The 15,357-nt window shown below is 62.7% G+C and carries 28 protein-coding genes and 1 tRNA gene; 20 read left to right on the top strand and 9 right to left on the bottom strand.

The features are described from left to right. Together QZ638_RS01000 and QZ638_RS01005 are read left to right on the top strand one after the other, a co-directional pair. Window positions 1-579, top strand: a 579-nt coding sequence (locus QZ638_RS01000; RefSeq protein WP_295805875.1) for an FGGY-family carbohydrate kinase, incomplete at its 5' end; no start/stop codon positions are given. A gap of 128 nt (window positions 580-707) precedes the next feature. Further along, window positions 708-783: transfer RNA gene (locus QZ638_RS01005), tRNA-Lys, on the top strand. A gap of 93 nt (window positions 784-876) precedes the next feature. Here QZ638_RS01005 and QZ638_RS01010 read toward each other — a convergent pair. Continuing rightward, window positions 877-1,125 (bottom strand): hypothetical protein, encoded by a 249-nt coding sequence (locus QZ638_RS01010; RefSeq protein WP_295805877.1) that lies wholly within the window; start codon window positions 1,123-1,125, stop codon window positions 877-879. 226 nt (window positions 1,126-1,351) lie between these two features. Between QZ638_RS01010 and QZ638_RS01015 the strand changes: the two genes are divergently transcribed. Then, window positions 1,352-1,585: a hypothetical protein gene (locus tag QZ638_RS01015; RefSeq protein WP_295805879.1), complete on the top strand. Its 234-nt coding sequence runs from the start codon at window positions 1,352-1,354 to the stop codon at window positions 1,583-1,585. A gap of 2 nt (window positions 1,586-1,587) precedes the next feature. On the opposite strand, the gene QZ638_RS01020 is transcribed toward QZ638_RS01015, so the two are convergent. The 8 genes from QZ638_RS01020 to QZ638_RS01055 form a co-directional block, all read right to left on the bottom strand. After that, on the bottom strand, window positions 1,588-2,916 hold the full coding sequence (locus QZ638_RS01020; protein ID WP_295805881.1) for a hypothetical protein: 1,329 nt from the start codon (window positions 2,914-2,916) through the stop codon (window positions 1,588-1,590). Window positions 2,917-3,129: 213 nt separating this feature from the next. Next, entirely contained in the window at window positions 3,130-3,381 is a 252-nt protein-coding gene (locus tag QZ638_RS01025; protein ID WP_295805883.1) for a hypothetical protein, read from the bottom strand. Next, complete coding sequence (locus QZ638_RS01030; protein ID WP_295805885.1) at window positions 3,371-3,508, bottom strand: hypothetical protein; 138 nt, start codon at window positions 3,506-3,508, stop codon at window positions 3,371-3,373. The genes QZ638_RS01025 and QZ638_RS01030 overlap by 11 nt, the downstream gene beginning before the upstream one ends. Beyond that, complete coding sequence (locus QZ638_RS01035) at window positions 3,508-3,819, bottom strand: hypothetical protein (protein ID WP_295805887.1); 312 nt, start codon at window positions 3,817-3,819, stop codon at window positions 3,508-3,510. The genes QZ638_RS01030 and QZ638_RS01035 overlap by 1 nt, the downstream gene beginning before the upstream one ends. Continuing rightward, a complete protein-coding gene (locus QZ638_RS01040; protein WP_295805889.1) occupies window positions 3,816-4,097 on the bottom strand; it encodes a hypothetical protein in 282 nt (93 codons plus the stop codon). Before QZ638_RS01040 ends, QZ638_RS01035 begins: the two co-directional genes overlap by 4 nt. Beyond that, entirely contained in the window at window positions 4,094-4,381 is a 288-nt protein-coding gene (locus QZ638_RS01045) for a hypothetical protein (RefSeq protein ID WP_295805890.1), read from the bottom strand. Before QZ638_RS01045 ends, QZ638_RS01040 begins: the two co-directional genes overlap by 4 nt. After that, the gene (locus QZ638_RS01050) at window positions 4,378-4,662 is read right to left on the bottom strand and encodes a hypothetical protein (protein ID WP_295805892.1); all 285 of its coding nucleotides are present in this window, start codon (window positions 4,660-4,662) and stop codon (window positions 4,378-4,380) included. Before QZ638_RS01050 ends, QZ638_RS01045 begins: the two co-directional genes overlap by 4 nt. Before the next feature lie 314 nt (window positions 4,663-4,976). Then, entirely contained in the window at window positions 4,977-5,591 is a 615-nt protein-coding gene (locus QZ638_RS01055; RefSeq protein WP_366936190.1) for a hypothetical protein, read from the bottom strand. Between the two features lie 111 nt (window positions 5,592-5,702). Here QZ638_RS01055 and QZ638_RS23275 point away from each other — a divergent pair, with 111 nt between their 5' ends. The 17 genes from QZ638_RS23275 (at window position 5,703) to QZ638_RS01135 (ending at window position 15,154) form a co-directional block, all read left to right on the top strand. Next, on the top strand, window positions 5,703-5,897 hold the full coding sequence (locus tag QZ638_RS23275; RefSeq protein WP_366936191.1) for a helix-turn-helix transcriptional regulator: 195 nt from the start codon (window positions 5,703-5,705) through the stop codon (window positions 5,895-5,897). Continuing rightward, window positions 5,894-6,094, top strand: a complete 201-nt coding sequence (locus QZ638_RS01060; protein ID WP_295805896.1) for a hypothetical protein — start codon at window positions 5,894-5,896, stop codon at window positions 6,092-6,094. The genes QZ638_RS23275 and QZ638_RS01060 overlap by 4 nt, the downstream gene beginning before the upstream one ends. Next, a complete protein-coding gene (locus QZ638_RS01065) occupies window positions 6,091-6,348 on the top strand; it encodes a hypothetical protein (RefSeq protein ID WP_295805899.1) in 258 nt (85 codons plus the stop codon). The genes QZ638_RS01060 and QZ638_RS01065 overlap by 4 nt, the downstream gene beginning before the upstream one ends. Continuing rightward, a complete protein-coding gene (locus QZ638_RS01070) occupies window positions 6,345-6,899 on the top strand; it encodes a hypothetical protein (protein WP_295805900.1) in 555 nt (184 codons plus the stop codon). The genes QZ638_RS01065 and QZ638_RS01070 overlap by 4 nt, the downstream gene beginning before the upstream one ends. Continuing rightward, window positions 6,899-7,093, top strand: coding sequence for a hypothetical protein (locus tag QZ638_RS01075; RefSeq protein WP_295805902.1), 195 nt, complete (start codon window positions 6,899-6,901; stop codon window positions 7,091-7,093). Before QZ638_RS01070 ends, QZ638_RS01075 begins: the two co-directional genes overlap by 1 nt. Beyond that, window positions 7,090-7,329, top strand: coding sequence for a hypothetical protein (locus QZ638_RS01080; RefSeq protein ID WP_295805903.1), 240 nt, complete (start codon window positions 7,090-7,092; stop codon window positions 7,327-7,329). The genes QZ638_RS01075 and QZ638_RS01080 overlap by 4 nt, the downstream gene beginning before the upstream one ends. Beyond that, a complete protein-coding gene (locus tag QZ638_RS01085) occupies window positions 7,326-7,592 on the top strand; it encodes a hypothetical protein (RefSeq protein WP_295805904.1) in 267 nt (88 codons plus the stop codon). The genes QZ638_RS01080 and QZ638_RS01085 overlap by 4 nt, the downstream gene beginning before the upstream one ends. After that, the gene (locus QZ638_RS01090; RefSeq protein WP_295805905.1) at window positions 7,589-8,041 is read left to right on the top strand and encodes a hypothetical protein; all 453 of its coding nucleotides are present in this window, start codon (window positions 7,589-7,591) and stop codon (window positions 8,039-8,041) included. The genes QZ638_RS01085 and QZ638_RS01090 overlap by 4 nt, the downstream gene beginning before the upstream one ends. After that, entirely contained in the window at window positions 8,038-8,793 is a 756-nt protein-coding gene (locus QZ638_RS01095) for a hypothetical protein (RefSeq protein ID WP_295805906.1), read from the top strand. Before QZ638_RS01090 ends, QZ638_RS01095 begins: the two co-directional genes overlap by 4 nt. Further along, window positions 8,793-9,920: a toprim domain-containing protein gene (locus QZ638_RS01100; RefSeq protein WP_295805907.1), complete on the top strand. Its 1,128-nt coding sequence runs from the start codon at window positions 8,793-8,795 to the stop codon at window positions 9,918-9,920. Before QZ638_RS01095 ends, QZ638_RS01100 begins: the two co-directional genes overlap by 1 nt. Before the next feature lie 2 nt (window positions 9,921-9,922). Beyond that, window positions 9,923-10,243 (top strand): Gp49 family protein, encoded by a 321-nt coding sequence (locus QZ638_RS01105; protein WP_295805908.1) that lies wholly within the window; start codon window positions 9,923-9,925, stop codon window positions 10,241-10,243. Continuing rightward, complete coding sequence (locus QZ638_RS01110) at window positions 10,243-10,497, top strand: hypothetical protein (protein ID WP_295805910.1); 255 nt, start codon at window positions 10,243-10,245, stop codon at window positions 10,495-10,497. The genes QZ638_RS01105 and QZ638_RS01110 overlap by 1 nt, the downstream gene beginning before the upstream one ends. A gap of 361 nt (window positions 10,498-10,858) precedes the next feature. Next, window positions 10,859-11,092, top strand: a complete 234-nt coding sequence (locus QZ638_RS01115; RefSeq protein ID WP_295805911.1) for a hypothetical protein — start codon at window positions 10,859-10,861, stop codon at window positions 11,090-11,092. Between the two features lie 29 nt (window positions 11,093-11,121). Continuing rightward, on the top strand, window positions 11,122-11,595 hold the full coding sequence (locus tag QZ638_RS01120; protein WP_295805914.1) for a hypothetical protein: 474 nt from the start codon (window positions 11,122-11,124) through the stop codon (window positions 11,593-11,595). 86 nt (window positions 11,596-11,681) lie between these two features. Next, entirely contained in the window at window positions 11,682-13,544 is a 1,863-nt protein-coding gene (locus QZ638_RS01125) for a hypothetical protein (RefSeq protein ID WP_295805916.1), read from the top strand. After that, window positions 13,541-13,873 (top strand): helix-turn-helix domain-containing protein, encoded by a 333-nt coding sequence (locus QZ638_RS01130; protein WP_295805918.1) that lies wholly within the window; start codon window positions 13,541-13,543, stop codon window positions 13,871-13,873. The genes QZ638_RS01125 and QZ638_RS01130 overlap by 4 nt, the downstream gene beginning before the upstream one ends. Before the next feature lie 615 nt (window positions 13,874-14,488). Further along, the gene (locus QZ638_RS01135; RefSeq protein WP_295805919.1) at window positions 14,489-15,154 is read left to right on the top strand and encodes a hypothetical protein; all 666 of its coding nucleotides are present in this window, start codon (window positions 14,489-14,491) and stop codon (window positions 15,152-15,154) included. Window positions 15,155-15,357 lie beyond the last annotated feature (203 nt).

The raw sequence follows: 15,357 nt of genomic DNA on the forward strand, positions 1-15,357 counted from the left end.
GTGGCCGGCGCAGCCGTGCAATGGCTGCGCGATGGGTTGAAGGTGATCGGCAAGGCTGCCGATTCCGGCGCTCTGGCCGCCAAGGCCGATCCGATGCAGCATCTTTATCTCGTTCCTGCCTTTGTCGGGCTCGGTGCGCCTTATTGGGATGCGGAAGCACGTGGAGCGATCTACGGTTTGACGCGCAATTCGGGCCCGGCGGAGTTTGCTCGGGCCACGCTCGAATCGGTCGCATACCAGACGCGCGATCTTCTCGACGCGATGCGCAAGGACTGGAAAGACGGCGCGAATGACACGGTGTTGCGCGTCGATGGGGGGATGGTCGCAAGCGATTGGATGCTCCAATGCATTGCCGACATGCTCGACGCCCCTGTGGATCGGCCCACTCAATTGGAAACCACCGCGCTGGGTGCGGCTTGGCTCGCAGGTTCGCGGGCGGGTGTTTGGCCCGACGCCGAGGCGTTTTCCGATGCCTGGAAGCTCGACCGGCAGTTCCGGCCGAAAATGGCGGAGGTCGAGCGCGCGCAGAAGCTGAAAGGCTGGCGCGACGCGGTACGCCGTACGCTCAGCGCCACCTGAAGCTCTGCAGATACGGCATATGAGGGGCGCGAAAAAAGTCGGGAGAAAGACGCTTTTTTCCAGTTGACCGAGGATAAGCGCCTCTCTATGTTCCGCCGCAATTTCCCGGGTTCGCCAGAGCCTGATGGGAGCGCGTAGCTCAGTTGGTAGAGCAACTGACTTTTAATCAGTAGGTCCAGGGTTCGAGCCCCTGCGCGCTCACCACCAAAACCACAATAAATTCAATAATTTACAGCAAATCGAAACCGGAACAAACGGGGTTCGTGCGGATAATTTGCGGAACCGTGCGGAAAAGAATTATCCGCACGGCGATTCTGCGCCCACGTGCTTTGCGCCTGTCAGGCTACGCCGGGCGGCTTCGGCACGGGCGACATCGCGGCCGGCGGCCGAAATCGCGTCCGACATCAGGTGAAGCAATGAGACGGTGCAGGCGCGCATGTTTGCCAGTTCCTCGTCGTCTGCATGCTCGCCCACAAAAAGCATGGCTGTAACGAGCCCCTCCAAGTCTGTAAGGCGCTGTTCCACAAGTTGTAAATCTTCGTGCATGTATAAGCCCTCCCTAGGATGGTAAAACCCTCTCCCGATGAGCGCTGGTTGGTCAACAATGTTTCAACGGCATTGCGAATGTGAACGCTGGCCTTTGTGAAACCCATGGAAACAAGGCCAGATGCATATCTGATCTTTGAATATGTATGTTAGCCGCCGCCGCTTTCTTCGCTCGACAGATAGTCACGGCGTTCACTAGTCTCCCTCACACCTGCTGGAGGGAATCATGGGGCAGATTGTCGGGCTTTTGATCTTCTGGGCCGCCGGAACCGCGGCCGTCTATTTCTGGCTACGCGACCCGGAGAGGACAGTGGGCCAGAACATTCGCGAATACGGGCTGACGTTGCCCGGTATGGGGATTCTGGCCGGAGCGATCCTGTTCGCTCTGGCCAGTTTTACGACGGGCCCAGATCGGGACACCTATCTCGAAGAAGACTATTTTTCGCGGCGGGGCCGCTAGGGCTATAATCCGATCTCCGTTTCGCCGCCGCCGTCATACCATTCCACCATCTTGCGCATGGCACTGTCGGCCATCTCCGGATGGCGGGCAAGATAGTGCTTGAGGATCCGCGTCGCGCTTTCCAGCGTGTGGCCGGTGACGGCGCAGATCTCCGGGATCGTCGCGCCGGCAAGCGCCATCCAGGTGACGGCCGTGTCGCGCAGGTCCAGATCCCAGAAATCCGCCAGGGACGGGCAGGGCTCGACGATCTGCCTTCCGGTCTCATCGCGCACGCCGGCAACCGCCTGCTCGCGCAGATCCGCGAACAGGTGCGTGTAGTGGTATTTCTTGATCGGCACCCAGCGGCGTTCGTCGAGAATGACATGGGAGAAGGTGAGCTCTGCGCGGGCGCGCTCCTCGTCGCTTCTTGCGGCCAGCAGGGCCTGCGCACGGGCAGCCTTGCGGCGCGCTTCCGCGAGCGTCATGCGCTTTTCCAACTCGCGTACCTGGTGGATGGCGACAACCGCGCCCGTCTTCGCCTGGCGAAACACACGGCGGTTGTTGAGCAGCCCCTTGTCGATCAGGGCGCGGCGGTCTGCCTGGCGCTGGCCGGTCCACACGGCGAGGATAACCATGTCGCCGAGCTCGGGCCGGCCGATCGCGTCGGCCGTTGCCACAAGGGCGTCGATTTCCCGGCGCGTGGCGAAGCGCACACGCGGGGCCGGAACCTCCATCTTGATCTTGAGCGCCGGGTTGACCGGCATGCGGACCTTGCCGCGCAGCATCGCCCAGGAGATGGCCGAGGAGAGAACCCGCACAACGCCGTTTGCCGTGGCCAGGCCGCGCGCTTCCCATATCTCCTCGAACATGGAGCGGATGGTGGGCTGCTCGAGCGCGGCAACGGGCGCATTCCAGACAAGCTGGTGATCGCTCTCGATCACGTTCAGTTTCTGGCGATAGTCGCGCCTCGTGTTCGGGCTGTAGCCGATCGGTGGATCGTTGACGAATTTCGGCGAGCGCTGCCAGTCGTCGAACAGCCTGGCGACGGTGTAGAAGCGCGTGCCGCCCTTTTTCGGGGGGCGGCCCTTCGGGCGCTTCTGTTCGCCCTTCTGCGCTTCTGCCTGACGTTGGCGGAAGGCGGCCGACCAGTCGACGGCCTCGCCCCTTGTGAACCATGCGCCCTCGTTCCTGTCGCCGGGCTGCAGATCATCCGGGCGCCAGCCGGCCGGCGCGGGATCCGGCCAGCGCAGATCCGTTCCCTTCAATCCCTTTTCGCGGAGATCCTGGGCGGGCTGGAAGCGCGGCCGGCCGTCTCGCCAGGCCACATGCGGATGCGGTGATTTTTTGGGCATCGGTTCGGCTCCTTCGATGCAATGCGCCGACGATGAATCGCCGGCAGATGAAAGTCAAAGGCCGGGCGGCAGGCTGAACGGTGCCGCCCGGCCATAGCGCGCCTTGAGGGGAGGGTGGTGTGGGCGGCGCGCTATTCGAAATCCGGAAGGGCCGGGCGGTCAGGGGGCGTGACCGCCCGGCAAAGGCGCACGGTGTTTGGGCGGACCGTGCGCCTATAGGAAAATGCGGATCCCCGCATAGCCGAGCCAGCCCGCGGCTAGGGCGATCATGAAGCCGATGCCGAACAGGAAGCCGCACTCGATCAGGTGGGTGTGACGCCGCTGGAAGGTGTATTCCGCAGGCGGCATGTTGGCGCAGGATGAACACAGATCCGCCTCGACCCATGAGCAAGGGCCATGGTCCGGGCAATAACAGGCGTAGTCGTCGGAGCATCCGCAGATGCGGCATTGGCGTTCATTCCACATCGAACGGCCCTCGCGGTTTGGGGAAACGGCGCGCCTGGAAGCGATCGAGGATGAGCACGCCGCAGCCGAGCAGGAAGGCCGCAGCCGCGCCCAGGGCGAGCATGGGGAGGAAATCAAGCCAGGGCATTATTCGCCTCCCTTGCTGGGGAAGGCGGCGAGGAGGGCGGCGCGGATAGGCTTGTCACTAAACGCACCGCGGTAATGCACCTCGTTCCAATAAGCGGCCTTAGCCCGCTCCACCGCCTCGTCGGTGAGGGCGGGGACGATGGCGGCTGCGCGGAGATCACTCATAGCAATCGATTGAAGGCTCTTGCCGGAACACCAGCCAATCATGCGTTTTCCATCCCGCACGATAACGACGGAGTGGCCGCCCATCTCTCTCACTAGGAATTTCATCAACCGCTTGTCGGCTCCCTCTCCATTCACGACTTCGGTCATGACGCGAACTCCTTCTCTTTGAATTGCCATTGCGCTGGCAGGGCGTAGCGGTGCACGCCGATGAGCTCGAGGACGCCTTCCGCTTCCAGCTTGCGGACATAGGTTGCGGACAATGAGCCGCCGCCCGGTCCCTGGCCGCGATCGATGAAATAACGGTCCAGCCTTGGCGGTCGCACGATGCTTGCACCTTCGCGAAGGGCAGCCAGCACCGTGGGCCACTCGGCAAAGTCGCGCCGGCGATTGATGCTGGCGGTGTTCTCTCCGGTTTCCGGCTTCATGCCCGCCCCCTGCTTTCTGCAATGTCGAGCAGGTTCCGGCCTTCCTGGGTGATTACCAGGCGCGGCCGGCCGCGATAGTTGGCGCGCATGACCAGGCGCTTGAAGCCCAGATAGCTGGCGGTGGGCAGGGTGACCTTGGGCGAGCCCGCGCCGCGCCAGCCACCCTTGACACGGGTGAGCTTGAAATCGCGTACGGTGGCGAGCGCCTTGCGCTGACCGGGTGTCAGATCATCCGGCCGCACCATGGCGCGGGCCGGCCTGTCATTGTCGAGAGACATCATCATGCCGAGCCTCCATAGCGGCCGGCCAGGGCTTCCTTGTAGGACGCCATGGGATCGCGTGCCGGCGCGTTGTCGTTTGCCGTTGCGGCTTCCTCGGCCAGCAGGCCGCCCGACCGGAGCCAGGCGCGCACGGCATCGCGCGGCCAGGTCCAGCCGGTGGGATGCTTGCGGGGGAAACCATGCTCGTTGTGAAGCTGCAGCCACTTGCGCCGCAGCCATGTGGGCGTGCGGCCGATCGCGGCGGCGACCTCTTCAATGCTTGCGCTTTCGCTCGATAAAGACATGCCGAACCTCCTGTGCTCGATTCGGATCAAGAATATGCAAAACTGCATATTCGTCAATATCAATGTGCAGGTTGTAGGCGATAGTGCTTATTATGTTGTCGCAGGGTGCGCAGGTGTTTTTGCATAATCGGCAGAAATGCAGCGGCAAATGTCAATTGCTATGTCGGGTAAAATGCAGCGTCAAAAGTCAATTGCCGCCCCCTTGGAAATGCGGCGGCAAATGTAAAATGCCGCGTCAGGAAAATGACGCGGCATTTTGACAAGAGAGACGCTATCGCCATCCGCCCCGAAAATGCGGCGGCATTTGTAAAGTGCTAGTGGGTGGCTCTGAACAGCCCGCTTTCGACCCCGACGATCGTCACGCGTTCGTCGTCCACCAGCTCCGGCCTTTGCGGCCCCATCTTGGCGCTATGTGCGACAATGAACGGCGGCTCGTAGCGGCGAATGACAGTTTGCGTGGATCCCGTCGCCAGGTCGGTAACCTGTGCACAGACAATATCGGAGGCTTTCGGCCGCCTGTTCTGGTCGATCAGGAGAACGTCGCCCGGCAGATACCCCAGCATATCGAGGGCGCGGCTTTTGATTAGCCATGGCTCGACGCCGTTGCGGTCATCGATGGCGAGTTTCACCGCGTCTGTAACCCAGCCGGGATAGTCTAGTTGCTCCTCGACGCTGAAAGGCACCATATCCGGCGCGCCAAAACCGCCAACGGCACGTTGGCCCGGCATGGTTGGAAAGGGAACGCCGGAAAACGCGGATATTGCATCCAATGTGCGCTTCGAGATGCCAAGTTTGCCCGAGCGGTCATATATGTAACGTGTGACCGTGGAGGGGGCGAGCTCGGAGCTCTTTGCGAGTTCTGACAGGGACAGGTTCAGATGCTGTGCGACAGCCTGAATCCACGCCTTTGTATCTTTTTGCTGCGACATAGGTCGCAACGTATTGTGTGGAACTGCTAACACCTGCACACGAACGCACCTTGCAATATATGCAAAACTGCATATCAGATTGCTTATCGCAATAGCAAGTGATTCGCGCAGATGGATTTCAGCACCATAGATCAAGATCGCATCGCGGCCGGCATCACGCAAAAGGCATTGTGTGCCCGTGCCGATGTGCATCCCACAACCTACAGCCGCGCCAAAAAAGGCGCTGTCGGTGGGCAGGTGCGGACGCTGCAAAAACTTGCCACCGCCCTCGATGCCCTGATCCATGAGAAGGAGCGGGCGGCATGATCCTTCCGGTGCTCCTGATAAACGTCTTCGGCATCTATGCCGTGTCCGCCGTTGCGCTGGCTTCGCTCAAACGCGGCCGGCAGATGCGGCAGGCCGGACTTTCCAGCGCCGCGGCGCGGTATTTTTGCGAAAGCATTCTGCTTTGCGCCATGGCGGTGACCTGGTGCGCGGCCTGCATTCTGGCGGTGTTGCCATGATCGCCATCGCCGACGATCTGAGACCGGAGTTTGCCGACATGGCGGCGCTTGCAGCCTCGATGGTGGAAGCGTTGCGGCATGAAATGCACAGTCAGGGCTGGCGCGGTGCGGAGATTTCCGACGCGGACTATGACGACAGCCGGAAGGTTCCGTCACTCCTGATCATCATCAGGCCCGGCAAGGACGAGCTCACCGTTGAGCGTGTGAGCGCCTTTGTGAAGGAAAAGCGGGCGCAGGCGAGGGATGCGGCATGAAGGACGATCAGGCCACTGCCGCCCGTCTGGAAATCCGCGCGATCGAGAGACGGCGCAAAGATCTGAACCTGACCAAAGACCATATGGACCGTGCCGCAAACCTGACGCGCGGCCACTATCACCGGCTTGTTTCCGGTGTTTGCACACCACGCCCCAGCACGCTGGCGCGCCTGAAAGCCGCCACCTTGAACGCCGGCAAGCGGCGAACGGCCGCCCATAACGACGATGAAGGGCTTTCGATCTCCTATCAGCTGGCTATCGCCCTGGTGGCGAATGCCCTGGGGCGTGATGCGGCGTCGATCCATGGTCAGGATCCATCACGCCGCGCGACGCACAACCCGGAATGGATGGCGGCGGCCGAGGTGCGGCGCATCGCGCTCTACCTGCTCAACGCCGCTGCCGGCTGGAACCAGGCGAAAGCGGCGGAGGCCGCCGGCGTAACGCGCCAGGCGGTCCACACGGCCTGCAAGGCGATCGAGGACCGGCGCAACGAACGCAGCTTCGACCGGCTGCTCGACGATCTCACCCGTTCGATCACAGGAGACTGGTAATGGAGAGCCCCAGAGCCACGGAAATTCTCAATCGCCAGCGCCAGCAGGAGGCCATTCGGCGCATCCGCAGCGCGGTGAGCCGCGCTTTTGCCGACGAACGCACGCGCGATGCACGCTGGCGCAGCTGGTGGCGGCGCGACCTCTCGGAAGGCGTGAGCCAGATCGCGATGAACGCGGCGGGGAGGGTGGCATGACGGAAACGCCACCCACCATCAAGCCTCTGCCAGATGGCGACGAATATGTGCTTCAGCCAATCGATGAGCCACCGAGCGACCGGGAAAAGCTGTTATTGATGCAATTGGAAGAATTGCGCCGGAGCTACGAGATTTCGGCGCGATCGTTCCTCGACGAACTGGCGGCCATCAGAGCCTTGAAAGGCAAGCGTTTCGTGCTTGTTCCCCGTGCCAAGCCGGAGGGGGATGCGGCATGAAAATCAAATCCAGACCGACCGATGCCCGCCACAAAGCCCTGACCGACAAGCTTTGCCAGTTCCTCAAGGATGAAGCCGGCGACCTGCCGGACATCGAGCTCCTGGCGCTCAACGCGCAGGTGCTGGGCATGATCATCGCCTATCAGGATCAGCGCAAATATACGCCGGACGAGATCATGACGATCGTTCAGCGCAACTTGGAGGCCGGAAACAGGCGCGTGATCGAAGGGCTGGCTAATTCGCCGGCAGGGGGGACGGCGTGAAAAAGATGCTCGTTGAACACGATCCCGAGAAAGGCACGTGGGGCGACTGCCATCGAACGGCGATTGCTGCGGTGCTGGGGTTGCCGCCTGTATCGGTTCCACATTTCTATCGCTTCGGACCCAACCGCTCCTCGGAGGAGACACAGGCCGAAATCAACGAGTGGCTGCACGGCTATGGTGCATTGCGCGAGGTGCACGTCCTCTATCCGGGTGAGCTCGAGCTGAAAGAAATTCTCGAAACAATGCACGCGGTCAACCCCGGCGCGTTGTTCCTGCTGGGCGGCACCAGCCGGAATGGGACCGGTCACACTGTCGTCTGCCGCGATGGCCATATCATTTTTGATCCATCGCACAAGGAAAGCGGCATCGTCTCCCCAATGGAAGACGGGTACTGGTGGATAACCTTTCTAGCAATCGATGAAAGCCGCCTTGCGGAGCAAACATCATGATCCGCCTCGCTTCCACGGCCGTGATGGCGCGCCGGCATGAGCCGGCGGACAGTCTGGATTTTTTCCCGACACCGCCATGGGCGACACGTGCTTTCTGCGAGCACGTGCTGCCGCGCGTCTTTCCCGATCCGCACCTGTTTCACAATCCCGCCTGGGATCCGGCCTGCGGCGAGGGGCACATGGCACTCGCCCTGGCAGACTATTTCGCCCAGGTGCATGCGAGCGACATCTTTCCCTACGGGTTCGGCCAGGTGGCCGATTTTCTGCATCAGGACTTTCGCTGGAAGCCGGCGGAATGGATCATCACCAACCCGCCTTTCGCCATCGGCCGGGATTTCATCCTGAAAGCGCTACAGCTCGCCTATCGCGGCGTTGCCATGCTTGTGCGCACGGCCTTTTGCGAAGGGCAGGGCCGCTATGACGATCTGTTTTCCATCTATCCGCCGGCGATGATCGCCCAATATGCCGAGCGCGTGCCCATGCATCGCGCCCGCTGGGTGGTGAATGGCAAGACCGCGACCGCCTATTGCTGGGTGGTCTGGCTGAAAGAGTTTGGCAAGCCGATCGTGGACGACACGCGGTTTGTCTGGATCCCGCCGTCCCGAAACACGCTGACGCGACCCGACGACTGGCTGCGCTTCGGCGGGTGCATGGACATTCCCGACAAGCACAAGGCGCGCCAGCTTGCGGCCGAGGGCGGCGTGATGCGGCCGGCGCCGACTCGCCAGGAGATCCAGGCGGGGTTTTTGTGATGCACGGTGACCTGAAAGAGATCCGCGCGGCACTCAATCTGCGGGTGCTGGACGTGTGCGAGCGGCTTTTGCCGCATGGCCGGCTGATCGCAGGCCAGTGGGAATCTTGCAATCCGCGCGTTGCCGGCGACGATCGCAAGCTGCCGGCGCTGAAAGTGCGCGTGCATGGCGGCGAGCCGGGAGCCTGGCAGGACTGGCGCAACGGCCGCGACGGCTATGCCGGCGACATCATCGGCCTGGTCGGCTATCTCAACGGCACGGACACGAAAGGCGCGCTGGCCTGGGCGCGCGATTTCCTCGGTTTGCGCTCCATGAGCCGGGAGGAGCGCCGGGCCATGCGCTTTGCGGCCGAGGCGCAGGCGAAGAAGCGTGAACAGAAGGCGGCGCAGGACCGCCTGAAAAAGCGCCGGCGTGCGCGCGAGCTCTTTTCCTCCATTCCCCTCCAGGCCGGCCCGGCCGGTGCCGCCTACCGCCATGCGGTGGCCTATTTCGCGGCGCGGCACATGCCGCTTCACCAGGTGCCGGCGCTGAATGAAGAAAATTTCTGTTTCTCCGCCGCGACCGAATGGTGGCGGGGCGCGACCTATCGCACCGAACCGGATGGCCGGCGCATGAAAACCGTGCCGGGACCGAGCTTTCCGGCCGTGCATTCGGCCATGCGGCAATGGAATGGCGAGATCTCCGCCTGCCATGTGACGTTTCTGGATCCGGTCGAGGCGGCGAAAGCGCCGGTGCAGCCGGCCAAGCTTATGTTTGGAGAGGCGCAGGGAGCGGTGATCGAGGTCGCCATGGGGCCGGCATGGGCACCTTTCTGGGATTGCGAGGAGCCGCACCCGCTGATCATCGGCGAGGGGATCGAGAGCGTCGGGCCGCTGGCGATCGCCGTGCCGGAGGCGCGCGTCTGGGCGGCCGGTTCTCTTTCCGGCATGCGCCATGCCCCGGTGCATCTTCCCTGCATCTCCGAGGTGTTTGTCGCGCGCGACAACAACACCGGCAATGCCCAGGCACAAAAGCAGCTCGACGCCGCGCTGGAAGCGCTCGAGGCGGCGGGCAAGCCGCTCAACGTGATGGCGAGCCACGTGGGCGACGATTTCAATGACCTCGCCGATGACGACGAAGGAGAATGAGCATGGGCATGGAAAGCCTGCAAGTGACCGATGCGCAATCCGCGCGGGTGCAGAAGACGCCGCACCGGGTTTCGCTCGAGGACATCAGCGCCAAGATCCAGGAGGTCGACTATGTGCGGCCGAGCCTGGAACCGACGATGACGATCTGCCTGGTGAAGATGCAGAACGGTTTCATCGTGATCGGGAAATCCGCGCCGGCGGACCCGAACAATTTCGACCGGGAACTTGGCGAGAAATTCGCCTTCGAGGATGCGGTGCGCCAGATCTGGCCGCTCGAGGGCTATGCGCTGCGCGAGCGACTGCTTGCCGGGGAGGGTGTGTGATGAAGAAACCGACGCCCAGGAAGGCCTCCAAGGCCAAGGCAAAGCCAGTGGCGAGCGCTCCGGCGAAGCCGACGGATACTATCAGCTCGTTGCGCGGAAAACTGACCGACGCGCGGATAGAGGCTGACCGGTATCGGGATGCGTTTCATTCAAAATGCCGGGAGACGCGGCGGCTGCAGGTCACGGTCGAGGCGCTGCAACAGGCCCTGATCGACGAAAGGGCCAGCCCGCCGCTTTCCGACATTCCATTCTGAATACCCGAGAGGGCGGTCTGGTACGGCTCGCGAGGCCCCCAGCACCTTCTAGGGACGGTTCGAGCGTAGGGGTTCAGCCCGCCGCCCACACCCAACATCATAGGAGAGAGTGACATGGCAAAACGGAGGAACAGCAGTGCAAAGCCCGCTTCTGATGATCGCGTGGAAACGGACACTGCAACCACCACCCAGGATGGAAGCGCCGGAGAGGCCGCGTCTGCGCTCGAGGCCGCCACGGCCGTGGATCCCGAAAAGCAGACCGATGCCCCGGCTGCCGGGCAAGAGCCAGGCGCGCCTGCGCCTGCGCCAGATAGCGCGGATGCTGAAAGCCAGGGAGCAACGGAAACGGAAGCCTTGAGCGATGGGCAAGCTGACAGTGGAGTTTCTGCCGATACCGGAACCGCAGATCAAGCTGATGAAGGATCTGGAAGCGATGCGGCAGGAAATCTACAGGGCGATGTATCTGCCGATGCCCAGGGAACTGACCAATCCGGACAAGAGAATGCACATCCGGACAATGAAGCTCCTCGAGGAAATACGGCTGCAGAAGGGCAAGCCGATGCCCGGGAATCCGACGAAGCGGAAAAGCAGCTAGAACAGCAAAATGAAGCGGAAGCAGTCCAGATGGACACCAATGCGAAAGCCGCATTCTGGGCTTCCGGGGCGGTTTTTCGGGGCGAAACACCGGTTGAGGATCTTATAGATCCCGAAACCCTTTCGATCTGGCGTGACGCTGATTTAAGCGCGATGCAGGAAGCGGCGTCATTCTTTCGTCGCTGGCCCGATTCCACACCGGAAGCCGTCTGCATTCATATGCGGCGGCGCGGTTTGCCGAACCTGCCTGCACCCAATCGGCGCATGGCAGCGGCCTGGGCGGTCTTCGCCTTCACCCTGCGCACGCTCGATCAGGTCACCGCCGCCGAAAAGGCCCAGGCGGACGCCGAAGCGCGCGCGGAAGAAAAGCGGCAGCTCCTGGTCGATCGCGACCGGCTGGCGATGACGCCCGAGGATGACAGCCCGCTTTCCGAGTATGGCCGGGCGGCCCTGCGCCGGCGAGAAACCCCGAAAGGGGAAAAACCCCGCAACGACCAGGAATAGGTCCGGCGGTTCATCCACCTGCCGGCCGCGCGAACCCTCCTCCCTCGTGCGGCCGGCTTTTTTCATGACAGCAGGCCAGGGCGGCAATGGCGAAAAAGACGACACAGACCGGCACCCGCGCTATCCGCGCCATCTTCGAGACCGCCAGGCGTCAACTCGAGGACGAAAAGCCGATTGACTCCCCGGACCCGAACGAGCCGCGCAACGGTCTTCGCGCCGGCCAGTGGCCGGGCGCACCGCACGATGCGTTGCCGCCCGACTGCCCGGTGCATGTGATCGGCCGAGACGCCGGCGGCACGGTCTGGGTCCGCACGGCGACCGGCCACATGCGGGCGGTCGAGAAATGGGACATGCCCACGCTTCTCGACCTGTTCGCGCCGGACGTGAATTATCTGTTCTGGGCCTGGCCGGCCTTCGGCAAGAAAAAGACCGTTGGCGAGGATGGCACCGTGCAGGAGGAGCTGCGCGTTGTGCGCCTCGAGCGCGACAAGGTGGCCGCCTGCCTGATCAACGCCGCCGCCAAGCGGCCGGATTTCGATCCCCAGACCCAGCATCGCGGCCGTGGCGGCTGGCAGGACAAGACCGGCCGTTTCGTGTGGCACTCCGGAAACTGGATGTGGAGCGTCAACGGCTCGACGCTCGAGCGCGCCCGGCCGGGCGAGCATGAAGGCTTTCTCTACACCCGGCAGCCGACGACGATCGAGCCCTGGGACGCGCCGATAAAACAGGATGAAAGCCCGGCCTTGCGGATCCTCGAGGATCTGCGCAGCTGGAAATGGGAACGGCCCTATCTCGACCCGGTGCTTTGCCTGGGCTGGATTGCAACCGCGATCATGGGCGGCGCTTTGAAGGCGCGGCCGATCGTCTTTACCGGCGGTGGCGCCGGCGTCGGCAAGTCGACCTTGCATGAGCTCCTGCGCAACGTGCTCGAGGGCGCGGTGTTCGCGGCCGTCGACACCACGGCCGCCGGCATCTATCAGCGCGTCAAGCACGATGCCCTGCCGATCCTGGTCGACGAGCTGGAGAACAAGCCGGGATCCACGAAGGCGCAGAGCGTGATCGAGCTGGCGCGCGTTGCCTATACCGGCGGCGACATCGCCCGTGGCGGTGCCGACCACGAGGGCACAACCTTCCGCATGCACAATTCGTTTCTGTTTTCCGCCATCAACCCGCCGCCCATGACCGAGGCGGACAAAAGCCGCATGGCGATCCTCAATCTTTCTCGCCTGGACATGGCGGACGGCGTGGGGCGCAAGATGAGCGTGGCGATCGAGACGGACGGCCGCATGCTCCTGCGCCAGATCATGGACGGATGGACGGAGTTTTCCGGCCGGCTCCTGCAGGACTGGTGGGACACGCTGCAAAAGCAGGGGCTCGACAGCCGGGCGATCGATACCTATGGCACGCTCCTGGCGGCCGCCGAGCTGCTGGTCGGCCCGGCCGAGCTCGAGGATATCGGCCTGCCGGTGACAGACCAGACAAAGCTGGGCGAGATCATCGCGGCCGCCACGGCGCTCGAGCGCGGCGAACGGCTGGACAATTGGCACAAATGCGTCAACCGGTTGCTCGATTCGACGATTGAGGCCTGGCGCGACGGCGTGAAGCCCACGGTGGGCGGCGTGATCGACCAGGTGGAGCGCGACAACCTCGCGCTCGAGTTCGCGAAAGAGCGCCTGCAGCTGGTCAATCTTAGCATCCGCAACAAGGGCGACCCCGGTGATGGTTTCTGCCTGGCAGTGCCCAATGACGGGCCGGTGCTGCAAAAGCTGTTCGCGGATACGGAATGGCAGCGCGGGGGCTGGTTCGGGGCCTTGAAGCAAGCGCCCAACAACGTTGTGTTGCGCAACGAGGGCAACAAGCAGAAGCTCAAGATCAACGGCTCCACGAAGCACTGCCTTCTGATCGATATGTCGGCGTTCGCGGCCTATGTCGACAAGGAGGGGCGGTGAGCGGCCGTTGCCCCTGTTGCGGCGGTATGATGCCGCCAGGCGCGGTCCCGCGCGAGGAGATCGTCGGTCGGCTGGAAACCACCTCGCAGGTCTTTCGCGATGCTGTGCGAAGATTGGCCTGGCGGCCAGGACACCAGCTCACGTCGTATGAACTGGCGGAATACATCTGGAAAGATGATCCGAATGGCGGACCGGATACAGCCGATGCCGTTGTGCGCGTTACAATTCGTCGCGAGCGACATCATCTTGAGCCACTTGGTTGGCGGATAGAACGCCGGGCGGGTCACGGCGGTGGCTATCGCCTCATTCTTGCAGCCTCAGACGCTTAATCACAGTTCATAGAGCAGCCGTGCACGGCGCTGGTGGCGTTTCTGCGTCGCCTGGCGCGGCTGCGGCGTATTTGCCGTGTGTCACATCATAATGACCAGCAGCCCGGCAGGGCTGCGCCGCTTTCCTATGTCCCGCCTCCAGGGCGAGGGAAACGGCTATTATGTCCACTCCCACGCCCGCGCGCCCATCCAGCAATTGACAGCCCAACCCCCGCCCCATTGGGAGAATGCGTGTTCCCGCCGCGCCATTTTCGGCCCGAAACAGCGCATTTCGAGCGCAAGCACTTGTCGCAAGGTACGGCGTGCGAGGTTTGTGCCGTGCGCCTGGCGGGGCAGGGCGGTTACCAAGGTAACCCGGTGTAACGCGCAGGTAACCGAGAAAATCCAACAAAAACAGATAGGTGCGCTTTGCGGTTACAAGTTACCCGAATAGGTCATGCATCACGCATGCGCGCGCGCATGTGCGCATGTGAGGTAACTGGTAACCATGTAACCTATGCGTGTAGGTATATGTATTTGCTGGAAAAAAGCCGGTTACAACGCGGTTACCTATCGGCGGTTGTGGTAACCGACAGGTGACGCCGAGCGCCCGAATAAAATAATGGTTTCATGGCTATGAGCGACGACGACGACACCGAAAAAGGGACATTGGAAGGCGCGCACACGGGCGGTTCCGACCGCCTGGCGGCCGATCTCCACCGCGTCGACCAGGAGCGCGCCCAGGCCGAGGGCGATCAGCTCGACCTGCTCGCCGGCTCGCTCGATATCCACGACGAGGACGTGCTGGCGGCAGCATCGGAACTTGTTGCCAAGCCTCGACGGGAGCGGGGGAGGCCGCCGGGCAGCGCCAATCGGCGCAATACGCAAGTGTTCGACTATCTCGAGCGCCTGGGCCATCGCGACCCGGCGGTTACGCTGTCCATGATCCAGTCGGCGGATACGCTGCAGCTTGCGGCGGCGCTCGGTGCCAATACGGCCAAGGGACGCCTGGCCGTTCTGGGGTTGCAGCGGGCGGCGGCGGCAGAGCTCATGCCCTACAAGTATGCGAAGAAGCCGCAACAGATCGACCTGCCGCCCGATGTGGCCCGGCCGTTGATGGTCATCGGCGAGATGAATGTCGGGATCAGCACGCAATCGGACGTGATGAGCGTGGCCGATCCGCGAGCGAAAAAAGCCAATGAAATCAATAGCGGTCCCGTGCGGATAGTCGATAATGATCCGCACGATGATAGCCAAGCTATTGATAACACTGACAAAAGCGGCGCTGAAACACCTGATTGAAAATCAGTTGATCGACCGTCATCTGGCCGAGCATGGTTTTTGCCTGGCGCATCCAGTTGCCACTCCATGCCTCGACCCCGCCCCCTCCCTTCGCGCCATGGGCAGACCGGCCTTGTCGAATTTCAAAACCGCGCGCCCCCTGTCCTAGAGGGGCCCTACGGCTTCACACACACGACCCGTTTCAACAGGCCTGCCCTGAATTG

This window comes from uncultured Nitratireductor sp. (genome assembly GCF_913053745.1).
Lineage (GTDB): Bacteria > Pseudomonadota > Alphaproteobacteria > Rhizobiales > Rhizobiaceae > Nitratireductor.